Source organism: Pandoraea iniqua (assembly GCF_902459685.1).
GTDB classification, from domain to species: Bacteria; Pseudomonadota; Gammaproteobacteria; order Burkholderiales; family Burkholderiaceae; genus Pandoraea; species Pandoraea iniqua.
Genome location: NZ_CABPSF010000001.1, coordinates 638,448 through 661,361, shown reverse-complemented (window position 1 = coordinate 661,361; position 22,914 = coordinate 638,448). Strand labels below are relative to the sequence as shown.

Sequence of the window (22,914 nt, the reverse complement as noted above, 5' to 3'; positions counted from 1 at the left end):
ATGCTGCGTGCGTTGCTGCTGATTATGTTTCTGGCCGCCAACGCGGCGCTGGCTGCCGTGCAATTCGGATGGCTGAAGTGGCGCGACATTCTGCCGACCACGGGGCGCGAACCGTCGCGCATTACGCAACAGTTGGAGCCGGGACGCATTCGTCTCGCGGGCGCGCAGATCAGCGGTGAGACGGTCGTGGCGGCGAAAACGGGGAATGCTCCCGGCGTCACCGATTCAGCGGCAACACCGGCAGGCGGTGCCAACAAGGGCGGCGGGAACGACACCGCTTCCGGTGGGAGCGCCGGGGCGCCAGCCAATGCCGCTTCAGCACCGTCGGCCCCGTCTGCAATCAATGCCCCCGATGCTGCGGCCAGTCAGGCCATGGCAGCGACCGCGCCCGCAGCGGTCTCGGGAGACGCCGCAGCAGCGTCGCAGGCCGCAGCGGCAGCGGCGGCTTCCACGTGTCTGGACGTCGGCCCGTTCGCAGCCGACGACGCACAGCAGGCGCGCGGCTTATTGCTCGCTGCGTTGCCGTCGGGTCAGGGGGATATGCAGTCCGTCGCTGTCGACAAGCGCTACTGGGTCCATCTGGATCCGGTGCCGAACAAGGCCGCGGTGGACAAGCAAGTTGCGCTGCTGCGCTCGGTGGGGGTGACCGAATATTCGCTGCTCAACGGCGATGGATCGAATCTGGTCGTCTCGCTCGGCTTGTTCAACGATCGCGAGCGCGCGGTGCGCCTGATGGCGATGGCGCAGAAGAAGGGAATCACGCCGCAATTGAGCGAGCGGCCAAACGCGAAGAGCCGAATCGTCTACCGGATTGGTGGCATCAACGCGAATGCGGCCGCGCAGATTCGCGGCGTCGTGACGCAGCAGTGGTCCGCGCAGTTGGTGAAGGCGTGTCCGGCACCCGCAGGCAGCCCGCCTACGGGTGCGCACTGAGCGTAATTCTCCGGAACCCGGAACCCTCAAGCCACTCGCTTAAGCTGTACCACCGGACGCACAACGCCCGTCTGAATACCGCGCGCGTTCTTGATGGTCGGCTCAACCCACGGTGCAAGGCCGGTGGTTTCCGGCGCGTCGACAAGCCCAAGCGCCTTGAGCACCGCAACCGCTGCGGTATAAAGCGCGCGCATGTTGCCATCGACCACCTTGATGGCGATGCCCAAGCCCGCCGAACGCACACCGATGGTCTGCACACCATCTGCGCCGATCTTCGCGACCCAGTCACCCGGCGCCATCCGCATGAATGCCAGATCGTTGCGGGCCGTGCCGGACACCATCTCCGGTTGCTGCGTCATCGCTGCGAACAATGTCGAGAGCGCGGCATCGTCGCTCGCGGACAACTTCGCATAAGCCGCTGCCAGCTTCTCAAGCGGCAAGGCGTAATTCGGTGCCGAGCAGCCGTCGATGCCGAGGGTCAGCGCATCGCCCGAAACACCCACCACATCACCGACACGCGCCCGAATCGCCTGCTGCAACGGGTGTGCGGGATCGAGATACGTCTCCAGCGGCAAGCCATGCTGCGCGCAGTACGCCAAAAACCCGGCGTGCTTGCCCGAACAGTTGTGATGCAGCGCCGTCGGCTTCAGATCGGCCGGTGCCCGCTTGCCGGTGGCGGAATAGAACGTCGGCGTGTGGCAGCCACATTGCAGGTGGTGCTCGTCGCAACCGGCCTTGTCGAGCAGGCTTTTGACGCCCTCAACGTGGAATGCCTCTCCCGAGTGGCTTGCGCACAGCAACGCCAGTTCGGCTTGCGTCAGGCCGAAATGCGCGACGCCATCGCCCTCGACGAACGGCAGCGCCTGAAAGGGCTTGAGTGTCGAGCGCGAGAAAGTGAGGAACGACGGATCGCCTGCGGCATAGCGCAACTGGCCCGTCGCATCGACCACGGCAACGGCGCCGTAGTGAATGCATTCGACCGTATCGACGCCATTCGCGCCGCGCGTGACTTCTACCAGCGGGGCGAGACTCATGATTGTCGAACCTTCTTGAGCAGGGCCGTCGTCGAGCGTTGATGTTCGAACGGAATGGCCACTGCCTTGCCGCCCCAGCCGCGCACCAGCGCCGATTCGGGCAGTTTGTTCATATCGTAGTCGCCGCCCTTGACGAGAATGTCGGGGCGCACGGCGGCGATCAGCGCTTCAGGCGTCGATTCGCCGAAGGTCACCACATAGTCGACGCTCTGCAAGGCAGCGAGCAGCGCCGCGCGGTCGTTTTCGTTGTTGATGGGACGGTCGTCGCCCTTGCCGAGCGTACGCACGGACACGTCGGTATTCACAGCAACGATCAGGCAGGCACCCAGCGCGCGCGCTTGCGCGAGGTAGGTGACGTGACCACGATGCAGGATGTCGAACACGCCGTTGGTGAATACCAGCGGACGCGGCAGTCGGGGGGCGAGTGCCACGAGGGCATCTCGGGTGAGGACTTTGGCCTCGAAATCGGGAGCTTGGGCGAGTTGCATGACTGTCTGTCAAAAGTGAACGCGGTATTGTCCCATGGCGGCCCGCAGGCAACAAAAAAGGGGCCGAAGCCCCTTTTTTTGCGCAATGCCGAAGCTTACGACGGTGTCGCCACCGCCGGTGCTGCCGGCGTCGCCACTGCCGCCAGACGCGAGGTGATTTCCTTGCGATAGCGGTTCAGGTCCGTTGCCGTCGCAAACGTGCGCTCGAACAGCAGCGACATGTTGTGCAGAATGCGCTCGACCACCTTCTTTTCCCAGCTGTCGTCGAACTTGATCTGTTCGTCGAGCCAGTGTTCAAGCCATTCCGGTTCCGGCAGGCGCGATTGCACCGTGTCGTTCGGGAACAGGTCCTTGTTCACGTGAAGGTTAGTCGGGTGCAGCGGCTTTTCGGTGCGACGGGCCGAGGCCATCAGCACGCCGATCTTGGCGAACGCGGCACGTGCGTTATCGCCAAAGCTCGTCAGTGCCTTCTTCATGTAGCGCAGATAAGCGCCGCCATGACGGGCTTCGTCACGCGAGATGATTTCGTAGATGGCCTTGATCACCGGCTCGGTGTGCCATTCGGCGGCACGGCGATACCAGTGGTTGAGGCGGATTTCGCCGCAGAAGTGCAGCATCAGCGTTTCGAGCGGCGGGGCCGGGTCGAACGGGAAACGCACAGCGTGCAGCTCGGCTTCGCTCGGCACGAGGTCCGGGCGGAAACGGCGCAGGTATTCCATCAGCACCAGCGAATGCTTCTGTTCTTCGAAGAACCACACGCTCATGAAGGCGGAGAAATCGCTGTCGTCGCGATTGTCACGCAGGAACATCTCGGTGGCCGGCAGCGCCGCCCATTCCGTGATGGCATTCATCTTGATGGTGCGCGCCTGATCGTCGGTGAGTTGGCTCGCGTCGAACTTGTCCCACGGAATGTCCTTTTCCATGTTCCAACGCACTGCTTCCAGCGACTTGTACAGTTCGGGATACAGCATTTCGTTCATTTCAATTACCCCCAAGGTCGCGAGACCTTACACCAGGACTCAAGATAGTATTGTGAAAGTTTACGCCGAATTTCAACAGACAAAACGGTGACCGCGATACGAACGGCCCCCGCCGTCCGGCTTCACGTCTTGAACCCCTGCCGTCGCTGAAGGACGGCGATGAAGCGCCTGTAACTTGGCCGCGTCCTGGCGATATGGCTAGAGCGACCCTACTAAAATATGGGCAAACTCTTGAATCATAACATAAAAGCCTTTCAAAACCGTACGCGCGGCACCTCACATGACGGTAATGCGGCGTAATTTTGACGACGGTCAAAATGTCACGCACAGCCCCTAAGATCAAGGGGCAGCGGGTATCCGGCACGACGTATTGCCAACGTAGCGGCAAAGCCCTCGGCCCACTGCAAACGGTGGGCGAAAAGAAGTCGATGCCTACTGCGGTGCGTCAGGGTTTGTCCTTGTGCGATGGGGTTCAGCAGCGCCCCCGGCATGGTCTAGGCTGAAAGCAGTCGTTCCGTGCTTGTGATCCCGATCGGGGAGGCGTCTGACAACGCAGCCACCGATGGCAAAGAGGACTCTCGGTCGCATTCACGCAACAAGCTGTACCGGCCGGCGTATCGAGCGAACGACTCGCGCGCTGCCGACGGGCCCACCAACTCGACTGGATCCTTGGACCGGAAAGGAGCCGAGCATGGCAACTCGTCCTGCTTTGGCAGTGTGGCTGCGCGCCGCATGCCTGTTCGCCGTAGCGTCTGCTGCTGCGGCAGCCCCGAGCGCCCACGCGTTCGATGCCGTGCAACTGGCCTCGCAAGAAGTGCCGGCCGCGCGCCTCGTCGGTCACGGCTCGTTCACCCGCATGGGCTTTCATCTTTACGACGCTGAATTGTTCTCGGTCGCCGATCGCGTCAGCGCGAACTGGGGTACGCATCCCTTGGTGCTCGACCTGCGTTACGCCCGCAGCTTCAAGTCGCATACGCTGGTGCAGCGCACGCTCATCGAAATGACCAAGCTGCAAATGGCGACGGAAGCCGAGCGCCAGCGTTGGGCGGATGAACTCGCGCGCATCCTCCCCGATGTGTCGGAAGGACAACACCTGACGGGCGTCTACCGGCCGGGCGACGGCACGCGGTTCTTCTCGGACGGCAAACCCATCGGCCAGATCACCGGCGACGCCTTCGGACGTGCCTTTTTCGCGATCTGGCTCGACCCGCGCACAAGCGCACCGGATCTCCGGGCCGACCTGATCAGCGACGCGCACTGACGCTTTCCGATACCGGCCGGGGGCCGCCGGGCACTGTCTCATCCGCGCCACGCCGATGCACCGGCGCGGTGCGCGCGACACCCCCGGCTGGTAACTTATGGCAAGGCTCCCCTGCGCTATGCGCCCCGCTGGCGCACCCCACGCGAGACCGTGCCATGGACATCGATCATGCTGCTGCGCTCACCCGCCTGACGCGTTACATCGAAACGCTCACCCGGCAGAGCGTCGCCAATCTCGGCGAGTTCTACACACCGACGGTCTACTTCAAGAGTCCGCTGCATGAGGTACGCAGTGCAGCCGAACTTGCCGCGCTTTTCGATCGCCTGTTCGAACGCGTGGATGTCCCTCGCTTCGAAATCACCGCGACGCTCCTCCAGCACAATCAGGCACTCCTCGTCTGGAATCTTCACTTTCACGCGAAACGCTGGATCGATGACGAACAGGTAATTCACGGGGCGTCCCATCTTCGACTCGCCGTCGTTGGGCGCATCGCCTACCAACGCGACTACTGGGACGCCACCGAAGACATCTACGCGAAACTGCCCGTCATGGGCCGTGTGCTCGCGTGGCTGCGGCAACGGCTACTGCCCTGACGCCTGCCGCTGCGCACATCCGCCTGCAACATGGGCAGTTTTCTGCAATACACGCCCCTCCCCCCCGCCTACATTCGGAACCTCTGCGCTTTTGCTCAAGGTCTCCAATGACACTCTTCTACTCGATGGCCGCCTTCGCGCTCGCCGCCTCCATCACCCCCGGGCCCGTCAACGTGGTGGCGCTCGGCTCGGGCGCCCGCTTCGGCCTTTTGCCTAGCCTGCGCCATGTCACCGGTGCCACAGTCGGATTCATCATCCTGCTCGTTAGTGTGGGGTTTGGTGTGTACGAACTGCTGCAACGCATGCCTGCTTTGATGCACGCCATCCAATGGTTTGGCGTCGCCTTTTTGCTCTACATGGCCTACAAGCTCGCGCGCGATGACGGAGAGTTGGGCGACGCCAACCCGCAACGCGGCCCCACGATGCTCAATGGCGCCGTCATGCAATGGCTGAACCCCAAGGCATGGCTCGCGTCGTTGGCGGGAATGGGGGCGTACACCGCAGGCGAACCCGCACGCATCTGGCAGTTCGCCGCGATCTACTTCGTCGTGTGCTGGCTTTCCGTCGGATGCTGGGCCGTCGCCGGTGCCATGCTGCGGCAACATATGCGCGACGCTCGGCGCGTACGACGCCTCAATCGCGTCATGGCCGCTCTGCTCGCCGCAAGCGCGGTGTATCTGGTGGCAAGCTGATCGCGTGAAGGGGCTCGGGAGTGAAGGTGTGACCGCGCGTTGCGTGGTGTTAGGCCACGCTACGCAGCGCGACGTGTCTCGGACGCCCGGTAATGCCCCGGCGTCGTCGCGAGCAGTTGCTTGAAGGTGCGCTGGAAATGCGCCTGATCGGCAAAGCCTGCATCGAGCGCAACTTCCGCAATCGCGTGGCCGCGACGTAACCGCGCCCGCGCATATTGAATGCGCTGATTCATCACGAACGCGTGCGGCGTCAGTCCGTATTGCGCCCGAAACGCGCGCGTCAGGTACGACGCCGACAGCCCCGCCGCCGCGCAGATTTGCGCCAGCGTCAACGCCTCACGGCAATGCGCCCGGATGAAATCGGCGGCCTCGCGCAACTTGCGCGGATCGTCACGCATCGCCCGTGGCGCCGGGTTCAACCGCTCATGCGCATCGACAAAAAACTGCTGCACGACGCTCTCGCGCGCCAATTGCTCGCTCGCGGGATCGCTGCAAACGTCGTAAAGCCGATTCAGGCCCGCGTACAGCGTGGCGTCGGTCGACGACAGCGGATCGAACAGATGCAGATCCTGTCCGTCGCCAAAGCCCAGCTCGCGCTGCAATGCGCCCAGCCACGCGGTGTCAACAAACAGCATGCGATACGCCCACGCCTCATCCCCCACGGGATTGCAGGCGTGCACAGCATCGGGGTTCATCACGACGACGCTGCCTTCGCCCACGGTCTCTCGCGCGCGGCCATTGAGATAGGTGCTGCGCCCGCCCGTCACCACACCGATCGAGAACGTTTCGTGGCTGTGCAGCGCATAGCAGACACGCCGCCCGTCGAGCACCTCGCGGGCTTCGATGAACGGCAACGCCGGATCGCGCCAGAACGTCGACGGATACGGACAAGGAACAGTGGCTCGGGACATAGGCGTCGTCAGTTCGGTGAAACCTTTATGCGGCGTCGCCGCCCACGGCAGGCTGATCGGCATCGTCGGACGTGGATGGCATTGATGCAATCGATGCCATTGGTGAATTGGCCGACATATCGACGCTGCCCACCGCCCCCGCTTCCACGCTGTCGAGCGGACTCGTGCCATCGGCTTCGGCCACCAGCCACGCTGCAATGGCGTCGCGCTGTGCGTAGGCATCGGCCTCGCCCAAGGCGATCAACTCCTGCGTGTACGACGATTCGAACAGCAGATAGCTTGCGAACGCCGCGCCACGTGCCTCGTCTGCGCCAATCGCGCCCAGCATGGTGCGCACGGCGCGCGGCAATTGTTGCAGATGCCGCGACGCAATCGGCTCCAGCCGCTGACTCGGCGAAATCACCAGCGTCTCGATCGGCCGCCAGCCGCTCGATTCGCGCTGCGCCGCCGGCACGTGCCGCAGCACGTTGTTGATGTGTTGCAGACGTTCGAGATCGGCGGACAACCCGTCGATGAACACGCTCGCGAGTGCCTGACCGCCAATCTGCGCGAGACTCGGATAACCCGCGATGCGCTCGCCACTGCTGTCGAGACCGTACTGCCCATGCGCCGCACCGATGATCAGGATGCGCGTGGCCCCCAGATGAATCGGCGGGCTGAGCGGTGCGATCTGACGCATCGAGCCATCCCCGAAATACTCGGGCTGGCCGTCGAGATCGAGTTCGATGGCAGGAAAGAGAAACGGGATCGCACTCGATGCCAGCAAGTGCTCGACGGTGAGCGGCACAGCACGAGCGAGCCGCAGCGAGCGCTTCCAAGGCTGGATCGGCTCACCGCTCTGGTAGAACGTGACGTGCTTGCCCGACGAATACGACAACGCGGTCACAGACAGCGCCGATAACGCACCGCTGGCAAACACCTCGGGCAACCGTTCGAGACGGATCGCGTTACGCAGCATCTCGGCGAGTGGCGACCAATCGAACAGCGAGCGTGGCGACCGGCGCAACGCCCAGCCCAGCGACAGCGCGGCGAGCCAGCGCGCGCCGGTGCCTGCCATGCCGAGCGAGTCGGCGCGAAACACCTGCCCCGCGTGGAACTGGCGCCACACGGCGTCGAGTTTCATCACGCCATGCTGAAAGTCGTCGGCATGCGAGGCCAGCGCCGCCGCGTTGATTGCGCCTGCGGAGGTGCCACAGACGATCGGAAAAGGGATCGCGCGTCGCGACGGCAGTACTTCGCGCTGGATGGCGGCGATGGCCGCGAGCACACCCACCTGATACGCGGCGCGCGCGCCGCCCCCCATCAAGACGAGTCCGGTGCGTTCGCCTGAAATCATGGGGTGCCTCCCTGTTGTTGTTATCCCGCCCGACGGTGGGTGTCTGCCCGACGCCGCATGCCCGGTCTAGGCGGTCTAAGCGATCTACCCGATCTACGCGCTCTCACCACGCCCACGGCGTGGTTTTACCCGCGCGTTTCGACCGTGCCTTGGCGGTGCTCTTGGCCGATGTCCGGGCCTCGGCCGATTTCACCGCCGGAGGCGCTTTGCCCGGCGTTTGACTGGTTTTGGCCGACGGCGTCGACTTGGCCGCTTTCGCCGACTTGGCAGACTTGGCCGGTGCCTTGGCCGAGGTCTCTGCACCGCCCGCGGAGGCGGTCTGCTTCGACGACTTGCTCGCTGCTGTCTTGCCGGTCGCCGCCTTGTCAGTCGTCTTCCCCGTGGTCTTGCCGGCCGTCTTGCCGGCTGCCGACGTGGTGCGGCCCGACGCTGCCTTCGCGGCATCAGTCGCGGCCTTCGTTGCGGCCTTCGTCGCTGCCTGAGTTGCCGCTTGCGTCGCCTTCGTCGCGCTGGCCGCTGCTTCGGACATCTGCGCTGCGGCCGCTTCGGTCATATTCGTGGCCGATACGCCAGCAGCCTGCGCGGCCGCAGCGATCTGATCGAACTGCGCACGCATGGCGTTGAACCACATCGACGGGTCGAGCGCACCGTAAGCGCTGCTCGCCTGCGCAAAGGGCGATTCGGCGCCAGCGGCACCCTGCCCACCCTGCCCACCCTGTCCACCCTGCTGCGGTTCGTTGGCCGCATCGGGCGCTTCGGGTTCAGGTTCAGGTTCCGGCTCGGGTTCCGGCTCAGGGGCATGCGCCTGCGACTCGACGTCTTGCGCGGGTTCCGAGGCAGCAAACGGGGAACGCCAGAAGTTGCCACCCGCTTGCGCGAATTGCGAGAAGGCCGACGCGGCCTGCTCCGCGCCTGCCGCGCCGGCAGCCGCCTGCGCGAAGCCAGCGGGCTCGCCCGACGGTGCGGCGGCGCCGAATCCGCCGTTGCCGAAGGCCCGCAGCGTGGCGTACGTCGCGCGCTGCACTTCGAAGGCCTGAATCGTCGAGCGCAGCACGTTCAGGTTGAGCGTGAGCCATTGCTCGACGGCGCGCATTTCGGCAATCCGGTTTTCGATCTCGTTCGGATCGAGCAACGGCGCGGCACTCTGCATCAACTGCGTGAGCGGCGACGTAAAGGTCGCGGGCGGACTGAACGCCTCCCACATCTTCTTGAGAATGTCGAAGCCGTTGGGCATGGCACTCGTCGAATCGCTCATCTTGATCTCCGGTCACGGTCGGCGGCAGAACCACTTGCACCGCGCTGTCAGGGTCATGAAGCAGGTAAATCCGGCAGGCAGGCGGCAAGCCCGCGCATTTACCGCGTGTTGTTATGGATCATACGCCGAGCCTGCGTGAATCGTATGTCAGGCTCGACCCGATTCAGAACGGTGCATCGCCGCTGTAATCGGGCGCACGGCGCTCGCGCAGGGACGCAATGCCCTCGCGCACGTCGGGCCCGGCAAAGCCCATGAATTCCAGCGCGAGCGACGCATCGAACGACGGCCCCGCGCTGCGCAACCAGTTGTTGAGCGCGTACTTGGTCCAGCGAATCGCCGTGGTCGAACCGCGCGCGAGCTTGTCGGCCACTTCGAACGCCTTGGGCAACAGGTCGGCCTCGTCCACCGTCAACGACACCAGCCCGATACGTTCCGCTTCTTCGCCGGAAACGGGTTCGCACAGCAACAGGTAGTACTTTGCCTTTGCCATGCCGCACAGCAGCGGCCAGACGATCGCCGCATGGTCCCCCGCCGCCACGCCCAGACGCGTGTGACCGTCGATGATGCGCGCGGTCTTTGCCGCAATCGAGATGTCCGCCAGCAGCCCGGCCACCAGCCCCGCGCCCACCGCCGGGCCATGCATCGCCGAGACGATGGGCTTGCTGCAATTGATCACGTTGTAGACGAGATCGCGCGCCTCGCGCCACACGCGGGCACGCACGTCGAAGTTGTCGGCCATGTCTTCGACGAGTGACAGGTCGCCACCGCCCGAAAAGCCCTTGCCTTCACCGCGAATCACCACGGCGCGCGTGTCGGGATCGCGATCGATATCGCGCCACACGTCGGCCAGTTCGCGATGCATGTGATGGTCGGCGGTCGACAGGCCGCTCTTGTTCGCGCCCGCGCCCATGATGACTTCGAGCACGCCGTTCGGATGCCGCTTGAATTGCAGCGACGAGTAGTGTTGATACGGGTCTTGCGACATGGTCTACCGCTCCAAAAAAACATCCCCGCACAGGCGGGGATTGGAAAAACGACGGCATCGGGCGAACCCGGCACCGCCGACGGTCATCAATGCTTTTCAGGTCAGCGCGCCGGTCACTGTGCCAGCAGCCACTTGCCGTTTTCGATCTTGACCATCACGCGGGCGCGCTGATCGAGCCCCAAGTGATCGGTCGCGCTCATGTTGATCACGCCATTCGTGACATGCACTTCCTTGCTCTGTTCGAGCGCGTCGCGCAGTGCCTTGCGGAATTCCGGCGTGCCCGGCTTGGCCTTTTGCGCTGCGATCGGAATCGCGCGTTGCAGCAGAATGCCGGCGTCCCACGCATACGAACCGAACGCCGCCACGGTGCCCGCACCGTACTTGGCCTCGTACTTCTTGATGTAGTCGAGGGCGACGGTCTTGGCCGGGTGATCGGCCGGCAGTTGCGACGCCACCAGCACCGGGCTGGCCGGCAGGTAGGTGTTGTTGCAGTCCTTGCCGCAAACGCGCAGGAAGTCGTTATTGCCCACGCCGTGGTTGTGGTACACGAGGCCCTTGTAACCGCGCTCGGCCAGCGCCTTGGGCGGCAATGCGGCCGGGGTACCGGCAGCACCGACGACGACGGCGTCAGGGTTGGTTGCCATGATCTTCAGGATCTGGCCCGTCACGCTCGGGTCGGTACGCGCGAAACGCTCGTTGGCGACCATCTTGATCTTTTGCAGCGCGGCGAACTTGGCGACTTCGTCATAGAACGCCTCGCCCAGCGCGTCGCCCTGACCGATGAAGGCCATCGTCTTCACGCCATGGCGGCTCGCATGCTCGGCAATGGCGGAAGCCATCTGCGCGTCGGTTTGCGGCGTCTTGAACATCCAGTAGCGCTTGGCGTCGACCGGCTCGATGATGCGTGCGGACGACGCGAGCGAGATCGTGGGCGTGGTGCCGCTGGCGATCACGTCGAGCATGGCCAGCGTGTTCGGCGTGATCGACGAGCCGATGATGGCGTCGACGTGGTTCTCGGAGATGAGCTTCTTGGTGTTCTGGACGGCGGTCGTGGTGTCCGACGCGTCGTCGAGAATGATGTAGTCGACCTTCTGGCCACCGATTTCGGTCGGCAGCATGGTGATGGTGTTGCGCGCGGGAATGCCGAGCGAGGCGGCCGGGCCGGTGAGCGAAATGCTCACGCCGATCTTCACCTGAGCGGCGGCACCACCGGCCAACGCCAGCAACATCGCGCCCAGCAGTGCAGTGCGCACGGGGTTTCGCATGAAAAGTCTCCAATCCAATTCTGGTCGAGCCCGCGCTGTGTTGTTTTCTTGCGTAAAGCGCCCGGGACGGACACCTCGCGCCGCGCCGGCGAAAGTCAGAGCCGGCCCGTTATCCCAGTAGGGGTACGAACCGACTCAAGGAGACAAAGAATAGCGGAGCCAGAATTGCCAGCCATATCCGGGTTCACCCTATGCCGGTGACTTTCGACGCGTCGGGATGGGCCGGCGAGCGCGCTGCGGCACCGGCCGACACGCGCCGACACCTGCCCGAATGTCATCGGCCACCCGCGAATTACTCGTCGAGCGGCGCCACTGCCTGATCGATGGCCCCGAAGATCGACTTGCCCTGCGCGTCGAACATTTCAATGCGGACACGATCGCCATAACGCATGAATTGCGTCTCGGGCGCGCCCTTCTCGATGGTCTCGAGCATGCGCTTTTCGGCAATGCACGCGCTGCCCCGGCTGCGATCTTTGTTCGAGATCGTGCCCGAGCCGACGATGGTGCCCGCGCGGGCGTTGCGCGTCTTGCACACGTGCGCCACCAACTGGCCGAAGTCGAACACCATGTCTTCGCCACATTCGGGGGCGCCGTACTTCTTGTCGTTCCACTTCACCGTCAGCGGACGATGAACACGCCCGCCGCGCCACGCGTCGCCCAGTTCGTCGGGCGTGATGGCGACCGGCGAGAACGCCGTCGCGGGCTTGCTCTGGAAGAAGCCGAAACCCTTGGCCAGCTCGGCCGGAATCAGGTTGCGCAGGCTCACGTCGTTGACCAGCATCAGCAGGCGCACGCCTTCGAGCGCGCGCGCCGGGCTGGCGCCCATCGGCACGTCGGACGTGATCACGGCAACTTCGGCCTCGAAGTCGATGCCGAAGTCTTCCGACGCGCACACGATATCTTCCGTCGGCCCGATGAAGTCGTCGCTGCCGCCTTGGTACATGAGCGGGTCGGTCCAGAACTCGGGCGGCATTTCGGCACCGCGTGCCTTGCGCACCAGTTCGACGTGGTTCACATAGGCCGAACCGTCCGCCCACTGATACGCGCGCGGCAGCGGTGCCATGCACTCGGCCGGATCGAACGCGAAGGTGTTGCGGGCGCGGTGGTGATTGAGCGCGTCGTACAGCGCTTGCAGTTGCGGCGCGTAGAAAGTCCAGTCGTCGAGCACGCGTTGCAGCGTGGGGGCCACGGCGTCGGCAATGCAGGCGCTCGACAGATCGCGCGACACGACGATCAGTTGACCGTCGCGCGTGCCGTCCTTACGGGTAGCGAGTTTCATGTGATGGTGTCTGCGGGCGGTCTCAGGCCCGATAGAATGGCGCGTGAAGCCGATGATTCTACCTGAGGGCATCGCCCGCGCCGCCCCTCGAAAATCCGGGGAAATCGCGCGGGCAGCACCGGTGGCCACCTCGCACAGCCACCGCGACGAGGAAAACAGAGACATGAAAACCAAGACTGCGGACACCCGTAGCGCCAAACGCACTGACCTTGCCGACGACGTCGATCACGCGGATCAGGCCGATCACGCCGACGACACGAGCGCCGCCCCCGAAGAGGAGAAGGCGCGCTCGGGCATTCAATCGATCGAAGTGGGCTTCCGCCTCATCGAGGTCCTGACCGAAGCCTCGAACGCGATGATGCTGCGCGATCTCGCTCACGCGGCCGACATGAACCCGGCCAAGGCACATCGCTATCTCGTGAGCTTCCAGCGGCTCGGCCTCATCGTGCAAGACCCCGTGAGCGGACGCTATGACCTTGGCCCGTTCTCGCTACGCATGGGGCTCGCCCATCTGGCCCGCATCGACGCGTTCAAGGCGGCGCGCTTTGCGCTGGGAGAATTGCGCGACGCCATCGACCAGACCGTGGGCATCGCCGTCTGGGGGAACTCCGGACCGACCGTCGTGCATTGGCTCGATTCGACGTTCCCGATGCGCGTACCGCTGCGCTTGGGCGATGTGATGCCGATGCTCGAATCGGCCGCGGGACGCCTGTTCGCCGCCTATTTGCCCGCGCGTCAGACGGCACCGCTCATCGATACCGCGCTGGCCACGCTGCAACACGCGTCGCGCCATCATCTGCCTGCCACACGTGCGCAGTACGATGCCGTGCTCGACGATGTGCGCGCCCACCGGGCCGCCCGCGTGGAGGGCACGGTGCTGCCGTCGGTGAACGCCTTCTGCATGCCGGTGTTCGACGCGACCGGCCAGTTGGTGATGGGCCTCATGGCGCTGGGCCCCGAAAGCCGCTTCGACGCGAGCTGGGGCGGCCCGATCGACACGGCCCTGCGCACGCTGGCGCAACAACTGTCGGCCGATCTCGGGCAGGCGCACGCGCCCCGGCACCCGGCCGGCGCTTGATCGGAACCTGAACGGAACCTGAACCGAACTTGAACCGAACCTGACCGGCACGATGGCGGGCAACCAACGCACGGTAATCATCCAGAACCCGCGGCGGACGCATCGGTCGAACCAGATGCAACGCAATATGAGATGCTGACGCCCTGACTTCCTGACTTTCCGCCGCTCCGTCACTCCGTCGTTCCGGCCTACTGATTCGTGTCATTGCCTGCCAACCGCCCGCCTCGCCAAGCTGCGCCCGATGCCTCTGCCGACGCCGCCTCCCGGGCGCCCGCTGGCCCGACGCCGCCTGCGCGGCCCCGCAGGCGCTGGCTGTTGTGGGTGTCGGTGGTGCTGGCGGTGTTTGCCGTGCATGTGCTCATCGCCTTCTGGGTGGCCGTGCATCGCACGACACTCGACGACACGCCGATTCCGAGCATTCCGATCACGCTGATTCCGCTCAAGCCCGTGGCGCCGCCTGCACCGCCTGCGCCACCCGAGCCGAAGCCCGCCCCCAAACCGCGCCCGAAGCCGGCCGCACCGCCCGTACGCCCCGACACGCTTGCCGCCCCGGAAACGACCGACGCCCCGGGGCCGCAAGCCGCGTCCACCACCGAAGCCGGCGAAGGCAACACGCCCGGCGCACCGGCCAGTGGCGCCAGCGCCCCGCAACCGCCCGGCCCGGCACTGACGGCCGCCGCCGCCAACGGCGACAAGTTCGACCCGCCTCCCTCGGTCACGCTCACGTACGACGCCCTCATGAACGGCGTGCGCAACCAGACCGGCGAACTGCATTGGGTCAACAACAACGGCCACTATCAGTTGCGCGTCGCGGTGCCGATCATCTTCTTCGGCACGTTTGAATTCATCAGCGAAGGCGGTTACGACGTCAACGGCATCGCCCCGTCGCGTTATGTGGAAAAACGCGGGCGCCGCGCCGTGTACACCACCGATTTCCACCGTGACGGCACGCCTACGCTGTCGTTTTCGCGCTCGGGCCAATCGGTGCCGCTGGCGCCCGGTGCGCAGGATCGCTTCAGCGTGATGATGCAATTGGCCGCCTACGCACGCGGCAACCCCGAGCGCTACACGCAAGTCGGTGTTACGCACGAGTTCACGGTTGTCGATACCGACAGCAGCGAGGTCTGGCCGGTGCAGTACGTCGGCAGCGAGACGCTGCAAACGCCGCAGGGGTATCTCGAAACCCGCCACTTCACGCGACTGCCGCGCCGCGATGGCGACGGGCGGCGCGTCGACATCTGGCTCGCCCCGTCGCTCGACTGGCTGCCCGTACGGGTGAAGCAGGTCGAGCCCTCGGGCAACGAGTTCGAACTGATCTTCACGCAGAAGACGCAGCCCTGACACGCCCATTCGCGCCCGATCGCCCCAGATCGCCCCCGGCATTCGCGACACTTCGTCCCAAACTGGCGACTCAATATTGTTTAGATCGTCGAGTGATCTAGGATTGATGCGGCTTGGCGGGATATCTGTTGCCGCACTGCTACGATTCGATGAGCATAAGTTCAACGTTCCTGACATAATCAGAAACATCCCACGGGGTTGACGATAAAGGGCCGAACACGATGAAAGTAAGTGCTAACGGCGTATCGCTTCATTACGCGGTGGACGGCCACGGACCTTGGCTGACGCTGGCGCATCCGTTGGGTGCGGACCTCACGGTCTGGGACGACCTCGTGCCGACCCTCGCCGCGCACTTCCGGGTCCTGCGCTACGACAGCCGCGGCCACGGCCAGAGCGACGCGCCGCATGGCCCTTACACCATCGCGCAATTGGCCGCCGATGCGGCCGCCCTGCTCAATTCGCTGGAAATCCCGAGTACGCATTTCGTAGGCATCTCGATGGGCGGTGCCGTCGCGCAGCAGCTTGCGCTAGACGCCCCCGAGCGCATCGACAGCCTCACGCTGATCGATACGACGTCGGGCTACGACAAGGCCGACGCGGCGCTCTTTCGGGAACGCGCATCCAAGGCCCGCGACGGCGGCATGAAGGCGCTGGCCGAAGGCACGATGGAGCGCTGGCTCGGCAAACGCTTTCGCAAGCACGAACCGGAAGTGACTGAACGCATCCGTCATCTGGTCGCCCATACCAACCCGGAAGGCTTTGCCGCCTCGTGCGAAGCGCTCGCCGCGTTCGATGTGCGGGCACGCCTGTCGGAAATCGCCCTGCCGACACTGGTCATCGTCGGCGAGAACGACCCGAGCACGCCGCCCGCCGTGGCCCGCCGCATCGCCGAAGGCATTGCGGGAGCGCAGTTGGAGATCGTGCCCGACGCCGCCCACCTATCGATCGTGGAGCAGAAACAGTTAGTAACTAATGCGGTTGCAACGTTTTTGCAGGGGGCCGCATCTAACGTTTGAACCTGCACAAAGCAGGGGACTTCCTGAAATTGTGGAACTTGTCGATAAGGAGGACCAAAACCATTGAATTCGTCAGCCGGTGTGCCGATAAGCGAATCATGGGGTCATACCTCTTGAAATCGCGCCGCGTCGCCCCTATGTGGGTTACCAAGGACCATGCAGGAACACCAGGAGAGTTGCCATGCTCATGATTTACAACAGCCCGAATTACTATGTCGTCGAGTTTTCAGCCGATAACGGCAGTCACTCGCTGTCTGCGGGTGGGTATGAAATCGTGGACAAAACCGCTGGCCGTGAAATTTTTCTCGACGGCTCGCTTGCCCGGCAATTCCGTGAAGAAGTGCAGAAATTGATTGCCAGCGAACCTTCCGAGGACGAAGTCGATGAATTCCTCGGTCAGTTCGACACCTTCATGACGAACCCGGTCGTGCTCCACTGACGCAAACACCGTACGCGGTGCCGCCAGACGAAAAACCCTCGCGATGCGAGGGTTTTTTCATTCCGGCGAAGCTTGCTGCGATGTCAGGCTTTCATCATCACTTCAGCACTGCTCCCACGGCAGCCCGTCGAAGCGCCAGCCGTTGACGGCATTGCGATGATGGGTGGCGTTCAGATCGCCCTCGAAGCCGTGCAGCACGCCGTAGACGTTCAGGAAACCGGCCGCTTCGAGCGCCTCACCCGCGGCCGAACTCCGGTTACCGCTGCGGCAGATCAGCACGACGGGCCGGTCGCCGCCGGCGCCTGCCAGCTTGCGCACGCTTTGCACGAAGTGCGGGTTGATCTCCCAGTCCGGGCCGTCGTTCCAAGCCACGTGGATGGCCCCTGCCGGATGTCCGACAAACAGGTACTCCATCTCGCTGCGGCAGTCGACGAACAGCGCATTGGCGTTGGCTTGCAGAAACTTGTTGGCAGCACTCGGGAGCAGGAATTCCATGTCGTCGGGGTAGAGGGTCAATGTTTCAAGTCGCCTTGCGGGCAGAAGCTCAAGTCACCGCAAGGGCGTGTGAGAGGCATGTATGAGGCGCCTGGCGCCCGCCCGGCGCGGCCCGCGAGCAAGCGGGATGCGCCAAAACCATTACAATTATAGGTTTTCCGGCCACTCCAAGGCGACGCTCGTCATGACCACCGCTTCCCCCTCCACCGCCAACGCTGGCGCTGGCACCACGCCGGCCGCCACCCTGCAGCCGCCGAAGCTTCGCTATACCCGCGGGCAAGCACTGCCGGCGTTGCTCGAATCGCGCATCCTGATTCTGGACGGCGCGATGGGGACGATGATCCAGCAGTACAAGCTGGACGAAGCACAGTATCGCGGCGAGCGCTTTGCCGACTTCGCGCACGACGTGAAGGGCAACAACGAGTTGCTCTCGCTCACGCGCCCCGATGTGATCAGCGAGATTCACCGCAAGTACCTCGCCGCCGGCGCCGACATCCTCGAGACGAACACCTTCGGGGCGACGACGGTTGCGCAGAGCGACTATCACATGGAGCATCTGGCCAACGAGATGAACCGCGAGTCGGCGCGTCTGGCCCGTGAAGCCTGCGACGCCTTCAGCACCCCGGACAAGCCCCGTTTTGCCGCCGGCGCCATCGGCCCGACGCCCAAGACCGCGAGCATCAGCCCCGACGTGAACGACCCGGGCGCACGCAACGTCGACTTCGACCAGTTGCGCGACACCTACTACGCGCAGGCCAAATCGCTGTTGGAAGGCGGCGTCGACCTGTTCCTCGTCGAAACGATTTTCGACACGCTCAACGCCAAGGCTGCGCTCTTCGCGATCGACGAGCTGTTCGAAGACACCGGCGAAGTGCTGCCGATCATGATCTCGGGCACCGTCACCGACGCTTCCGGCCGCATTCTGTCGGGCCAGACGGTCGAAGCGTTCTGGAACTCGCTGCGCCACGCCCGCCCGCTCACGTTCGGCCTGAACTGCGCGCTGGGCGCCACGCTCATGCGTCCGTACATCGCCGAGCTGGCCAAGCTGTGCAATACCTACGTGTCGGTGTATCCGAACGCAGGGTTGCCCAACCCGATGAGCGACACCGGCTTCGATGAGACGCCGGACGTGACCTCGGGCTTGCTCAAAGAATTCGCGCAGGCCGGTCTCGTGAATCTGGCCGGTGGCTGCTGCGGCACCACGCCCGAACACATCGCCGAGATTGCCAAGGCACTCGCCGACGTCAAGCCGCGCCGCTGGCCGGCGCAGTACCGCAATGATGAGGATGATGCAGCATGAGCCAAACGCCCAACGTGCAACCGATGCGCCTGTCCGGCCTCGAGCCCTTCAATATCGGCGAAGGCACGCTCTTCGTGAACGTCGGTGAGCGGACCAACGTCACCGGCTCCAAGGCGTTCGCGCGCATGATCCTGAACGGCCAGTTCGACGAAGCGCTCGCAGTGGCCCGTCAACAGGTCGAGAACGGCGCGCAGGTCATCGACATCAACATGGACGAAGCCATGTTGGATTCGAAGGCGGCCATGGTGCGCTTCATGAATCTGATCGCCTCCGAGCCCGACATCGCGCGCGTGCCGATCATGATCGACTCGTCGAAATGGGAAGTCATCGAAGCGGGTCTGAAGTGCGTGCAGGGCAAGGCCATCGTCAACTCGATCTCGCTCAAGGAAGGCAAGGAAGCGTTCCTGCATCACGCGAAACGCATCCGCCGCTATGGCGCCGCCGCGGTCGTGATGGCGTTCGATGAGAAGGGTCAGGCCGACACTTACGCGCGCAAGACCGAAATCTGCGAGCGCAGCTATCGCGTGCTGGTCGACGAGATTGGCTTCCCGCCCGAAGACATCATCTTCGATCCGAACATCTTCGCGGTCGCCACCGGCATCGAAGAACACAACAACTACGCGGTCGACTTCATCAACGCCACGCGCTGGATCAAGGAACACCTGCCGGGTGCCAAGATCAGCGGCGGCGTGTCGAACGTGTCGTTCTCGTTCCGGGGCAACGACCTCGTGCGCGAGGCGATTCACACCGTGTTCCTGTATCACGCGATTCAGGCCGGCATGGACATGGGCATCGTCAACGCCGGCCAGCTCGGCGTGTACGAAAACCTCGATTCCGAACTGCGCGAACGCGTGGAAGACGTGGTGCTCAACCGCCGCGAAGACAGCACCGAGCGCCTGCTGGAAATCGCCGACCGCTTCAAGGGCGGCGCGCAAAAGCGCGAAGAGAATCTCGAATGGCGTAACCAGCCGGTCGAAGCCCGTCTGGCACATGCGCTGGTGCACGGCATCACGACCTTCATCGTCGAAGACACGGAAGAAGTGCGCCAGAAGATCGAGGTCGCTGGCGGGCGTCCGATTCAGGTCATCGAAGGCCCGCTCATGGACGGCATGAACGTGGTCGGCGACCTGTTCGGCGCCGGCAAGATGTTCCTGCCGCAGGTGGTCAAGAGCGCCCGCGTGATGAAGCAGGCCGTCGCGCACTTGGTGCCGTTCATCGAAGAAGAAAAGGCGCGCATGGCCGCTGCCGGTGAAGACGTGCGCTCGAAGGGCAAGATCGTGATCGCCACGGTCAAGGGCGACGTGCACGACATCGGCAAGAACATCGTGACCGTGGTGCTCCAGTGCAACAACTTCGAAGTCGTGAACATGGGCGTGATGGTGCCGTGCGCCGAGATTCTCGCCAAAGCGAAGGCGGAAGGCGCGGACATCATCGGCCTGTCGGGCCTTATCACGCCGAGTCTCGAAGAGATGGCCTACGTGGCCTCGGAAATGCAGCGCGACGAGTACTTCCGTCTGCGCAACATTCCGCTGCTCATCGGCGGCGCCACGACCTCGCGCGTGCACACCGCCGTGAAGATCGCGCCGCACTATGACGGCCCGGTGATCTACGTGCCGGACGCCTCGCGCTCGGTATCGGTCGCCTCGAACCTGCTGTCCGACGACGCCGCCACCAAGTACCTCGCCGACGTGAAGGCCGACTACGAGCGCGTGCGCACGCAACACGCGAACCGCAAGGCCACGCCGATGGTGTCGCTCCAGACCGCGCGCGAGAACAAGTTCAAGGTCGACTGGTCGGCCTACGTGCCGCCCAAGCCGAAGTTCATCGGCCGCCGCGTGTTCAAGAACTACGATCTGGCCGAACTGGCGCAGTACATCGACTGGGGTCCGTTCTTCCAGACATGGGATCTCGCCGGCCCCTACCCCGCGATTCTCAACGACGAGATCGTTGGCGAATCGGCGCGCCGTGTGTTCTCCGACGGCAAGGCGATGCTCAAGCGTCTGATTCTCGGCCGCTGGATCACCGCCAACGGCGTGATCGCCATGCTGCCCGCCAACGTGGTGAACGACGACGACATCGAGATCTACACCGACGAGTCGCGCAAGGAAGTCGCCTTCACGTGGCACAACCTGCGCCAGCAAAGCGAGCGCCCGGTCGTGGACGGCGTGCGTCGCCCCAACCGCTCGCTGGCCGACTTCATTGCCCCGAAAGACAGCGGTGTGGCCGACTACATCGGCGTGTTCGCCGTGACCGCCGGTCTGGGTGTGGACGCCAAGGAAGCGACCTTCCTCGCCGATCACGACGACTACAGCGCGATCATGCTCAAGGCGCTGGCCGACCGTTTGGCCGAAGCCTTCGCAGAATGCATGCACACGCGCGTGCGCCGCGACTTCTGGGGTTATGCGAGCACTGAGACGCTCGACAACGACGCGCTGATCAAGGAAGAGTACGTGGGTATTCGTCCGGCACCGGGCTACCCGGCCTGCCCGGAACACTCGGTCAAGGGGCCGATGTTCCACTACCTGCAAGCGCACGAAATCAACATGAGCGTGACCGAATCGCTCGCCATGTTGCCGGCCGCGAGCGTGTCGGGCTTCTACCTCTCGCATCCGGACAGCACGTACTTCAGCGTGGGCAAGATCGGCCCCGATCAGGTCGAGGATTTCATGGAACGCACGGGCGTGGACGAAGCCACCGCGCGGCGTCTCCTTGCCCCGCAATTGTCGTAACGCGTCATCCCGTCTGCATGGTCTGCATGACATAATCGCGGCGGCGTGCCCCGGCTCATCGATCTGTCGCATCGACCCGGGTGTCACGCCGCTGTCGCAACTTGAGCGTAGTGTCGCGCCCGATCAGGTTGCCGCATACCGGCCCTCTCGCCCCGCGCGGAGGGCCTGCACCGTGACCGTCATTTCGAGACGTCCCATGCACGCACTGCAAAACATCCAAAATTTCCAGCTCTATCCGCTGCTCAATACCCTGCTCTCGCTCACGGTAGCGTTTGTGCTCGGCAGCATCATCGGTGTCGAACGGCAGGTGCGCCAACGCACGGCGGGCCTGCGCACCAACGTACTGGTGGCCGTGGGCGCCGCCGCGTTCGTCGACCTGTCGATGCGGCTGATGCCGGGCGACACGCGGGTGATCTCGTACGTCGTGTCGGGGGTCGGCTTTCTCGGCGCGGGCGCGATCATGAAGGACGGCGCCTCGGTGCGTGGCCTGAACACGGCCGCAACGCTCTGGGGATCGGCCGCCGTCGGCGCGGCGGCCGGCGCCAGCATGCTGTTCGAAGCGGTCATCGTCGCGGCCTTCGTGCTGGCGGCCAACACGCTGCTGCGCCCAGTGGTGAACCGCATCAACCGCGCGCCAATCAACGAAGCCACCGCCGAAGCCACTTATGCGCTGTCGGTCATCTGCGCGCGCACGACGCAGCGCGAAGTGCTCGACAAGGTCGAAGCGTGGCTCGAAGCATCGAACTACCCGGTGCGCGCGCTCGACATCCACCCGTTTGGCGAAGCGGAAGTCGAAATCGAAGCGCTGCTGTTGCCCACAGCCGTCAAGGCGGGCGAACTCGATGCGCTCACCGACCATCTCGAGACGCTGCCGGGCGTCAATCAAGTCTTCTGGTCGAGCCGTTCGGACGACTGACGACTCCTCCCTTGCATCGCAATCTCCCACGCGAATTGCGGCCTTCTCGTGGGAAAAAGCCGAATTACAAACGATTACAAAGCCTTACAGCACCGTGGTTTGCGGACTCTTAGACTGAAATCTCACTAACGCAAGTGAGCCCTGCACCCAGTATCCCTACGATGTGCAGTGCAACGCAAAGGAGTCCATCTGATGAAGAAGCTGATCATTTCGGTTGCTGCCCTGACCCTCGCCGGTGCCTCGGCACTGAGCTTCGCCCAAGGTGCCGGCGGCGGCGGTGCAGCCGGCCCTGGCGGCGGCAGCACGACCGCCCCGACGACGCCGATGCCGAGCCGGGCCGATCCGACTTCGCCGGCAGCGCCGACGCCGGGCGCACAGACCATGACGCCGTCGAACCCCCATCCGAATTCGCATGCGCAGCAGCCGCGTCACAGCACTAAGAAGACGCCGAACAACGGCAACACCGGTAACGGTGCCACCAACGCGCCGGATAACGCACCGGGCAAGGCCCAGTAAGCGTGGGGCGCACGGACATCCAAGCGCCCCGATGCTTACGGCCGGTCGAGCGTCACCACTGCATCATTGCTA

General features: G+C 64.2%; 22 protein-coding genes. 12 read left to right on the top strand and 10 right to left on the bottom strand.

Going from position 1 to position 22,914, the window contains the following annotated elements; genetic code table 11:
- A complete protein-coding gene (locus tag PIN31009_RS02885; protein WP_150789242.1) occupies positions 1-933 on the top strand; it encodes an SPOR domain-containing protein in 933 nt (310 codons plus the stop codon).
- Between the two features lie 26 nt (positions 934-959).
- Here PIN31009_RS02885 and PIN31009_RS02880 read toward each other — a convergent pair whose 3' ends face one another.
- The 3 genes from PIN31009_RS02880 to PIN31009_RS02870 form a co-directional block, all read right to left on the bottom strand.
- On the bottom strand, positions 960-1,967 hold the full coding sequence (locus tag PIN31009_RS02880) for an asparaginase (protein WP_150789241.1): 1,008 nt from the start codon (positions 1,965-1,967) through the stop codon (positions 960-962).
- Positions 1,964-2,455 carry a D-glycero-beta-D-manno-heptose 1-phosphate adenylyltransferase gene (gene rfaE2 / locus PIN31009_RS02875; protein ID WP_150789240.1) on the bottom strand — a complete coding sequence of 164 codons (492 nt, stop codon included), beginning with the start codon at positions 2,453-2,455 and terminating at the stop codon, positions 1,964-1,966. Before rfaE2 ends, PIN31009_RS02880 begins: the two co-directional genes overlap by 4 nt.
- Positions 2,456-2,550: 95 nt before the next feature.
- Positions 2,551-3,435 carry a ferritin family protein gene (locus PIN31009_RS02870; RefSeq protein ID WP_058377035.1) on the bottom strand — a complete coding sequence of 295 codons (885 nt, stop codon included), beginning with the start codon at positions 3,433-3,435 and terminating at the stop codon, positions 2,551-2,553.
- 691 nt (positions 3,436-4,126) lie between these two features.
- On the opposite strand from PIN31009_RS02870, the gene PIN31009_RS02865 reads away from it, so the two are divergent.
- The 3 genes from PIN31009_RS02865 to PIN31009_RS02855 all read left to right on the top strand — a co-directional run bounded on the left by PIN31009_RS02865 (position 4,127) and on the right by PIN31009_RS02855 (position 5,981).
- Positions 4,127-4,696, top strand: a complete 570-nt coding sequence (locus tag PIN31009_RS02865; RefSeq protein WP_174996904.1) for a chalcone isomerase family protein — start codon at positions 4,127-4,129, stop codon at positions 4,694-4,696.
- A 155-nt stretch (positions 4,697-4,851) separates the two neighbouring features.
- Positions 4,852-5,289 carry a nuclear transport factor 2 family protein gene (locus tag PIN31009_RS02860; protein WP_150789238.1) on the top strand — a complete coding sequence of 146 codons (438 nt, stop codon included), beginning with the start codon at positions 4,852-4,854 and terminating at the stop codon, positions 5,287-5,289.
- A 107-nt stretch (positions 5,290-5,396) separates the two neighbouring features.
- On the top strand, positions 5,397-5,981 hold the full coding sequence (locus PIN31009_RS02855) for a LysE family translocator (RefSeq protein WP_150789237.1): 585 nt from the start codon (positions 5,397-5,399) through the stop codon (positions 5,979-5,981).
- Positions 5,982-6,040: 59 nt separating this feature from the next.
- On the opposite strand, the gene PIN31009_RS02850 is transcribed toward PIN31009_RS02855, so the two are convergent.
- The 6 genes from PIN31009_RS02850 to PIN31009_RS02825 form a co-directional block, all read right to left on the bottom strand.
- The gene (locus PIN31009_RS02850; RefSeq protein ID WP_150682921.1) at positions 6,041-6,892 is read right to left on the bottom strand and encodes an AraC family transcriptional regulator; all 852 of its coding nucleotides are present in this window, start codon (positions 6,890-6,892) and stop codon (positions 6,041-6,043) included.
- A gap of 25 nt (positions 6,893-6,917) precedes the next feature.
- Entirely contained in the window at positions 6,918-8,228 is a 1,311-nt protein-coding gene (locus PIN31009_RS02845) for a patatin-like phospholipase family protein (RefSeq protein WP_150789236.1), read from the bottom strand.
- 103 nt (positions 8,229-8,331) lie between these two features.
- Complete coding sequence (locus PIN31009_RS02840; RefSeq protein WP_150789235.1) at positions 8,332-9,483, bottom strand: PhaM family polyhydroxyalkanoate granule multifunctional regulatory protein; 1,152 nt, start codon at positions 9,481-9,483, stop codon at positions 8,332-8,334.
- 163 nt (positions 9,484-9,646) lie between these two features.
- Complete coding sequence (locus PIN31009_RS02835) at positions 9,647-10,468, bottom strand: enoyl-CoA hydratase/isomerase family protein (protein ID WP_058377029.1); 822 nt, start codon at positions 10,466-10,468, stop codon at positions 9,647-9,649.
- 113 nt (positions 10,469-10,581) lie between these two features.
- On the bottom strand, positions 10,582-11,733 hold the full coding sequence (locus PIN31009_RS02830; protein WP_150682917.1) for an ABC transporter substrate-binding protein: 1,152 nt from the start codon (positions 11,731-11,733) through the stop codon (positions 10,582-10,584).
- 292 nt (positions 11,734-12,025) lie between these two features.
- On the bottom strand, positions 12,026-13,012 hold the full coding sequence (locus PIN31009_RS02825; protein ID WP_150682916.1) for a fumarylacetoacetate hydrolase family protein: 987 nt from the start codon (positions 13,010-13,012) through the stop codon (positions 12,026-12,028).
- A gap of 163 nt (positions 13,013-13,175) precedes the next feature.
- On the opposite strand from PIN31009_RS02825, the gene PIN31009_RS02820 reads away from it, so the two are divergent.
- From PIN31009_RS02820 to PIN31009_RS02805, 4 genes are all read left to right on the top strand, one after another.
- Positions 13,176-14,090 carry an IclR family transcriptional regulator gene (locus tag PIN31009_RS02820; protein WP_150789234.1) on the top strand — a complete coding sequence of 305 codons (915 nt, stop codon included), beginning with the start codon at positions 13,176-13,178 and terminating at the stop codon, positions 14,088-14,090.
- A 198-nt stretch (positions 14,091-14,288) separates the two neighbouring features.
- A complete protein-coding gene (locus PIN31009_RS02815) occupies positions 14,289-15,431 on the top strand; it encodes a DUF3108 domain-containing protein (RefSeq protein ID WP_150789233.1) in 1,143 nt (380 codons plus the stop codon).
- A 221-nt stretch (positions 15,432-15,652) separates the two neighbouring features.
- The gene (gene pcaD / locus PIN31009_RS02810; protein WP_150789232.1) at positions 15,653-16,447 is read left to right on the top strand and encodes a 3-oxoadipate enol-lactonase; all 795 of its coding nucleotides are present in this window, start codon (positions 15,653-15,655) and stop codon (positions 16,445-16,447) included.
- Positions 16,448-16,628: 181 nt separating this feature from the next.
- Complete coding sequence (locus PIN31009_RS02805; protein ID WP_058377023.1) at positions 16,629-16,886, top strand: BTH_I0359 family protein; 258 nt, start codon at positions 16,629-16,631, stop codon at positions 16,884-16,886.
- A 102-nt stretch (positions 16,887-16,988) separates the two neighbouring features.
- On the opposite strand, the gene PIN31009_RS02800 is transcribed toward PIN31009_RS02805, so the two are convergent.
- Positions 16,989-17,381 (bottom strand): rhodanese-like domain-containing protein, encoded by a 393-nt coding sequence (locus tag PIN31009_RS02800; protein WP_150683427.1) that lies wholly within the window; start codon positions 17,379-17,381, stop codon positions 16,989-16,991.
- Between the two features lie 184 nt (positions 17,382-17,565).
- Between PIN31009_RS02800 and PIN31009_RS02795 the strand changes: the two genes are divergently transcribed.
- The 4 genes from PIN31009_RS02795 to PIN31009_RS02780 all read left to right on the top strand — a co-directional run bounded on the left by PIN31009_RS02795 (position 17,566) and on the right by PIN31009_RS02780 (position 22,842).
- Entirely contained in the window at positions 17,566-18,681 is a 1,116-nt protein-coding gene (locus PIN31009_RS02795; RefSeq protein WP_246185485.1) for a homocysteine S-methyltransferase family protein, read from the top strand.
- A 23-nt stretch (positions 18,682-18,704) separates the two neighbouring features.
- Positions 18,705-21,410 (top strand): methionine synthase, encoded by a 2,706-nt coding sequence (gene metH / locus PIN31009_RS02790; RefSeq protein ID WP_150789625.1) that lies wholly within the window; start codon positions 18,705-18,707, stop codon positions 21,408-21,410.
- Between the two features lie 205 nt (positions 21,411-21,615).
- Positions 21,616-22,326, top strand: coding sequence for an MgtC/SapB family protein (locus PIN31009_RS02785; protein WP_058380039.1), 711 nt, complete (start codon positions 21,616-21,618; stop codon positions 22,324-22,326).
- A 192-nt stretch (positions 22,327-22,518) separates the two neighbouring features.
- Positions 22,519-22,842 carry a hypothetical protein gene (locus tag PIN31009_RS02780; RefSeq protein WP_058377020.1) on the top strand — a complete coding sequence of 108 codons (324 nt, stop codon included), beginning with the start codon at positions 22,519-22,521 and terminating at the stop codon, positions 22,840-22,842.
- Positions 22,843-22,914: the final 72 nt, after the last annotated feature.

What these genes read in the sequence shown, in the direction of transcription:
- PIN31009_RS02840 (WP_150789235.1), bottom strand. Translation starts at nt 9,483, where the DNA reads ATGAGCGATTCGACGAGTGCCATGCCCAACGGCTTCGACATTCTCAAG.
- PIN31009_RS02845 (WP_150789236.1), bottom strand. Translation starts at nt 8,228, where the DNA reads ATGATTTCAGGCGAACGCACCGGACTCGTCTTGATGGGGGGCGGCGCG.
- PIN31009_RS02865 (WP_174996904.1), top strand. Translation starts at nt 4,127, where the DNA reads ATGGCAACTCGTCCTGCTTTGGCAGTGTGGCTGCGCGCCGCATGCCTG.
- PIN31009_RS02800 (WP_150683427.1), bottom strand. Translation starts at nt 17,381, where the DNA reads ATGGAATTCCTGCTCCCGAGTGCTGCCAACAAGTTTCTGCAAGCCAAC.
- PIN31009_RS02830 (WP_150682917.1), bottom strand. Translation starts at nt 11,733, where the DNA reads ATGCGAAACCCCGTGCGCACTGCACTGCTGGGCGCGATGTTGCTGGCG.
- pcaD (WP_150789232.1), top strand. Translation starts at nt 15,653, where the DNA reads ATGAAAGTAAGTGCTAACGGCGTATCGCTTCATTACGCGGTGGACGGC.
- PIN31009_RS02825 (WP_150682916.1), bottom strand. Translation starts at nt 13,012, where the DNA reads ATGAAACTCGCTACCCGTAAGGACGGCACGCGCGACGGTCAACTGATC.
- PIN31009_RS02820 (WP_150789234.1), top strand. Translation starts at nt 13,176, where the DNA reads ATGAAAACCAAGACTGCGGACACCCGTAGCGCCAAACGCACTGACCTT.
- PIN31009_RS02850 (WP_150682921.1), bottom strand. Translation starts at nt 6,892, where the DNA reads ATGTCCCGAGCCACTGTTCCTTGTCCGTATCCGTCGACGTTCTGGCGC.
- PIN31009_RS02870 (WP_058377035.1), bottom strand. Translation starts at nt 3,435, where the DNA reads ATGAACGAAATGCTGTATCCCGAACTGTACAAGTCGCTGGAAGCAGTG.
- PIN31009_RS02795 (WP_246185485.1), top strand. Translation starts at nt 17,566, where the DNA reads ATGACCACCGCTTCCCCCTCCACCGCCAACGCTGGCGCTGGCACCACG.
- rfaE2 (WP_150789240.1), bottom strand. Translation starts at nt 2,455, where the DNA reads ATGCAACTCGCCCAAGCTCCCGATTTCGAGGCCAAAGTCCTCACCCGA.
- PIN31009_RS02780 (WP_058377020.1), top strand. Translation starts at nt 22,519, where the DNA reads ATGAAGAAGCTGATCATTTCGGTTGCTGCCCTGACCCTCGCCGGTGCC.
- PIN31009_RS02860 (WP_150789238.1), top strand. Translation starts at nt 4,852, where the DNA reads ATGGACATCGATCATGCTGCTGCGCTCACCCGCCTGACGCGTTACATC.
- metH (WP_150789625.1), top strand. Translation starts at nt 18,705, where the DNA reads ATGCGCCTGTCCGGCCTCGAGCCCTTCAATATCGGCGAAGGCACGCTC.
- PIN31009_RS02885 (WP_150789242.1), top strand. Translation starts at nt 1, where the DNA reads ATGCTGCGTGCGTTGCTGCTGATTATGTTTCTGGCCGCCAACGCGGCG.
- PIN31009_RS02835 (WP_058377029.1), bottom strand. Translation starts at nt 10,468, where the DNA reads ATGTCGCAAGACCCGTATCAACACTACTCGTCGCTGCAATTCAAGCGG.
- PIN31009_RS02805 (WP_058377023.1), top strand. Translation starts at nt 16,629, where the DNA reads ATGCTCATGATTTACAACAGCCCGAATTACTATGTCGTCGAGTTTTCA.
- PIN31009_RS02855 (WP_150789237.1), top strand. Translation starts at nt 5,397, where the DNA reads ATGACACTCTTCTACTCGATGGCCGCCTTCGCGCTCGCCGCCTCCATC.
- PIN31009_RS02880 (WP_150789241.1), bottom strand. Translation starts at nt 1,967, where the DNA reads ATGAGTCTCGCCCCGCTGGTAGAAGTCACGCGCGGCGCGAATGGCGTC.